At 70.7% G+C, this 4,194-nt stretch carries 2 protein-coding genes and 1 pseudogene; all 3 read right to left on the reverse strand.

Translation table 11 applies throughout. The features are described from left to right. Positions 1-68: 68 nt before the first annotated feature. Positions 69-2,180, reverse strand: a complete 2,112-nt coding sequence (gene glyS / locus D7V97_RS40685) for a glycine--tRNA ligase subunit beta (RefSeq protein ID WP_120615936.1) — start codon at positions 2,178-2,180, stop codon at positions 69-71. Next, positions 2,170-3,162 carry a glycine--tRNA ligase subunit alpha gene (glyQ, locus tag D7V97_RS40690; protein ID WP_120615937.1) on the reverse strand — a complete coding sequence of 331 codons (993 nt, stop codon included), beginning with the start codon at positions 3,160-3,162 and terminating at the stop codon, positions 2,170-2,172. Before glyQ ends, glyS begins: the two co-directional genes overlap by 11 nt. A gap of 84 nt (positions 3,163-3,246) precedes the next feature. Beyond that, positions 3,247-4,194: pseudogene (locus D7V97_RS40695) on the reverse strand (serine/threonine protein kinase); the annotation flags it as partial.

The raw sequence follows: 4,194 nt of genomic DNA on the forward strand, positions 1-4,194 counted from the left end.
CCGCGGTCCGGCAACGCGTCCCGCCCCCCTGGCCGGGGAGCAGGCACGCGCTGGCGCAAAAAACGGCGTCAGGCCGCGGCGGCGACCTCGGCCTGGATCTTGGAGAAGTCCGCCACCTGATTGAACAGGGCGCCGATCTCCGTGAGGAACCGGATGCGGTTCTCCCGCAGGTCCTTGTCCTCGGCCATGACCATCACCTTGTCGAAGAAGGTGTCCACGGCGGGCTTCAGGCCGGTGATTTCGCGCAGGGCCCCAGCGAAGTCGTCCGCGCGCACGTGCTGGCCCACCTTGTCGCGCGCCTGAGTGAAGGCGGTGTGGAGGTTCTTCTCGGGCTCGTCGGTGAAGCGCTGCGGGTTGGTCTGCCCGCCGGCCACGTCCTTGCCCTGCTTCTCCACGATGTTGACCACGCGCTTGAAGGCCGCCGCGAGCGGCTGGAAGTCCGAGTGGCCCACCAGCGGGCTCAGCGCCTCCAGGCGCTTCTTCGCGGCGACCAGGTCGTCGAAGCCCACGGCCAGCACGGCCTCCACCACGTCCGTGCGGTGCTGCTCCCCCCACAGTGCCTTGAGGCGGCCGCGGAAGAACTCCAGCACCTGCTCGCGCGGCGCGGGCTCGCCCGGCTTGCGCTTCACGTTGGCGAGCTTCGGCGCCAGCAGGCGCAGCGCCTCGTCCACCGCGGCCGACAGGCTGAAGCGGTAGCCGCGCCCCAGCACGATGCGGATGATGGCCAGGCACGCGCGGCGCAGCGCGAACGGATCCGCCGCGCCCGACGGGGCCTTGCCGATGGCGAAGATGCCGCACAGCGAGTCCAGCCGGTCCGCGAGGCCGATGAGCGCGCCCGCGTCCTGGGTCGGCAGCGCGTCCTCGGCGCCCCGGGGCAGGTAGTGCTCGGAGATGGCGAGCGCCACCGCGTCCGGCTCACCGCTGGCGCGCGCGTACTCGCGGCCCATGAGGCCCTGAAGCTCCGGGAACTCGCCCACCATGCCGGTGACGAGGTCCGCCTTGGACAGCGTGGCGGCGCGCTCCACCGTGGCCGCCTCCCCTGCCCTGTCCGCGTGCTGCGCGAACCAGCCGGCCAGGGAGCGGAAGCGCTCCACCTTCTCCAGGTACGTGCCCAGCTGGTTCTGCCACATCACGCGGCCCAGCTTCTCCACACGGTCGCCCAGCGGCGTCTTGCGGTCCTCGTCGAAGAAGAAGCGCCCGTCCGCGAGCCGCGCCCGCAGCACGCGCTCGTAGCCGCGCAGGGACAGCTGCGGGTCGCGCACCGGCGTATTGGACACGGCGATGAACTTCGGCAGCAGCTTCCCCTGCCCGTCCAGCAGCGAGAAGTAGCGCTGGTGGCTCTTCATCTCCTGCACCAGCACCTCCGGCGGCAGGTCCAGGTGGCGCGCGTCGAAGCTGCCCACCACGGGGCTCGGCAGCTCCACCAGGTTCATCACCTGGTCCACCAGGCCCTCGTCCGCCATGAGCTGCCCGCCCGCCGCCTTCGCCGCGGCGTGCAGCTTCTCCACGAGCGACGCGCGGCGCTTGCCGATGTCCGCCAGCACGTGCGCCTTCTCCAGCGCGGACTCGTAGTCCGCGGGCGCCTTCAGCGTGATGGGGGCAGGGGCGAGGAAGCGGTGGCCGTAGGTGGTCCGCCCGCTCTTCACGTCGCCGAGCACCACCTGCAACTCCGTGTCACCCAGCAGCGCCACCAGCCACTGCACCGGGCGCGCGAAGGACGTGTCCACGTCACCCCAGCGCATGGACTTGCGGAAGTTGATGCCATGCGACGCGGTGTGCAGCGCCTCCTGGAGGATGACCACCGCCGGGCGGCCCTTCTCCTCCACGCGAGCGGACACGTACTCGCCCTTGGCCGTCGTCGTACGGCCGAGCGCCTCCACCGACAGCTTGAGCCCTTCGGCGAACTTCTCCGCCGCCTTGGTGGGCTTGCCCTGCGCGTCGAAGGCGGCCTTGGCGCTGGGCCCCAGCACCTCCTTCGTCACGTCCTCGCCCGCGTCCGCGACGTCGCGCACGAGGACGGCCAGGCGGCGCGGCGTGCCGAAGGTGCGCACCTCGCCGTGCTTCAGGCGCGCGTCGGCCATGCGCTCGGTGAGCACGCGCTTCAGGTCCTCCAGCGCGGGCACGATGAACGACGCCGGGATCTCCTCGGCACCGATTTCCAGGAGCAGGTCACGCGCCACGGGCCACCTCCGTCTTCTCCTTCTTCTCCACGGGCTTGTTGAGCGTCACCGTCTTCCAGTAGTCGCTGGCCGGCTTGCCCTCGAGGACAGGCGGCTGCTCGCCCACCGTCCACGGCGTCTTCGTCAGCGGGAAGCCCAGCCGCTCTCGCATCTGCAGGTAGCCTTCCGCGCACAGGCGCGCGTTGTCGCGCACGCGCTTGATGAAGTTGGCGCGCTCCGTGACGGAGATGGCGCCGCGTGCATCCAGCAGGTTGAACGCGTGGCTGCACTTGAGCGCGTAGTCATACGCGGGCAGCGGCAGGTGGCGCTCGATGAGGCGCTTGCACTCCTTCTCGTACGCGTCGAACAGCGCGAAGAGCATCTGCGGATCCGACTCGTGGAGGGCGTACTTGCTCATCTCCACCTCGTTCGCGTGGAAGACCTCGCGGTACTTCACGCCCTTGACCCACTCGATGTCGAAGACGCTCTCCACGTTCTGGAGGTACCTGGCCAGGCGCTCCAGCCCGTACGTCAGCTCCGCGGCCACGGGGCGGCAGTCGAAGCCGCCGCACTGCTGGAAGTAGGTGAACTGCGTCACCTCCTCGCCATCGCACCACACCTCCCAGCCCAGGCCCCAGGCGCCCAGCGTGGGGGACTCCCAGTCGTCCTCGACGAAGCGGATGTCGTGCTCCATCGGGTCCAGGCCGACCTTCCGCAGGGACTCCAGGTACAGCTCCTGGACGTTCTTGGGCGCGGGCTTGAGGATGACCTGGAACTGGTGGTGCTGGAACAGCCGGTTCGGGTTCTCACCGAAGCGGCCGTCAGCGGGGCGGCGCGAGGGCTGCACGTAGGCGACGTTCCACGGCTCGGGCCCGAGCGCGTGCAGGAACGTGTACGGGGCCATCGTGCCCGCGCCGACCTCGAGGTCGTACGACTGGGTGACGATGCATCCCTGGTCGGCCCAGTGCTTCTGGAGCGTGAGGATGAGGTCCTGGAAGTACATGGCTGGCGAGTCCTTCTCGCAGTGCGTCGAAGGCGGAACGCGGCGGACCCTAGTGAGGGGGTCCAGGAGCGTCAAGGACGGCCATCACTCCGTGTAGGGCGGGAGGTCGGCCAGTCGAATCTGCATCTTCGTCAGCTCGCCCGGACGGACGGGAACGGACAACAGCTTGCTCGTCCCTCCCGTGTCCTGCGGGTCCACCACGCGCAGGCGGTAGGTGCCCACGGGGAGCGCGACCTTGATCAGCGGCGACGTGCCCAGCTGGGTGGAGCCGTCGAACACCGCCGCGTTCTTCGGCACCGTGTAGAGCGTCAGCCAGCCCAGGCCCGCCTTCGCCGCGCCCTTCGCGGTGCTCGTGTCCAGCACCTCCGCCACCTCCGGGGTCTGCGTGACGGTGGTGACCGGCTCCGGCGGACGCTGCGAAGGCTCCTGCGGGCGCGGCGTGGGCGTGGGCGTCGTCTTCGCGGCGACAGCCTTGTCGTCCGTGGCGGGCGGGGTGGCCCAGTTCGCTGGAGAACTCCCCTTCCCCTTGCGGCCGCCCTTGACGGGGGCCTTCTTGGGGTCGGAAGGCGTCGCCTCGGCGACAGGCTCGGCCACCGGCTCGGCCGAAGTGGGCACGACCTCCGGAGCCTTGTCGGGTTCCGTCTTCTGAACGAAGCCGGGCGGAGGGCCCGCGGGCTTGGGCGGCCACGTGCCGGTCGCGGCGGGATCCACGGGTGCCGCGGGATCCAGCTCCGCCTTCACCCAGGAGCGCGCGGACTCGTACGCGGGCATGAACAGGCGTCGCACCGGTTCCAGCGTCGCCAGGTAGCCCACGCCGCCCAGGATGAGGAGCAGCACCACCTTGCCCATCCACCCCGAACCCTCGCGGGCTGGAGGCGGCTGGACAGGCTCTTCCGCCGCGCGTGAAGGACGCGTGGGCCCGGCTCCGGAGCGCGCCGGCCGTGCACGAAAGCGCTGCGTCTGCAGGTCGCTGGGCGGGTCCAGCAGCCCGTCGTCGGGAGGCGTGGCCGGGGCCTCGGGGCGGTTCGCGGG

The sequence above is a fragment of the Corallococcus sp. CA053C genome (assembly GCF_003611675.1).
Taxonomy (GTDB): Bacteria; Myxococcota; Myxococcia; order Myxococcales; family Myxococcaceae; genus Corallococcus.

What these genes read in the sequence shown, in the direction of transcription:
- glyQ (WP_120615937.1), bottom strand. Translation starts at nt 3,162, where the DNA reads ATGTACTTCCAGGACCTCATCCTCACGCTCCAGAAGCACTGGGCCGAC.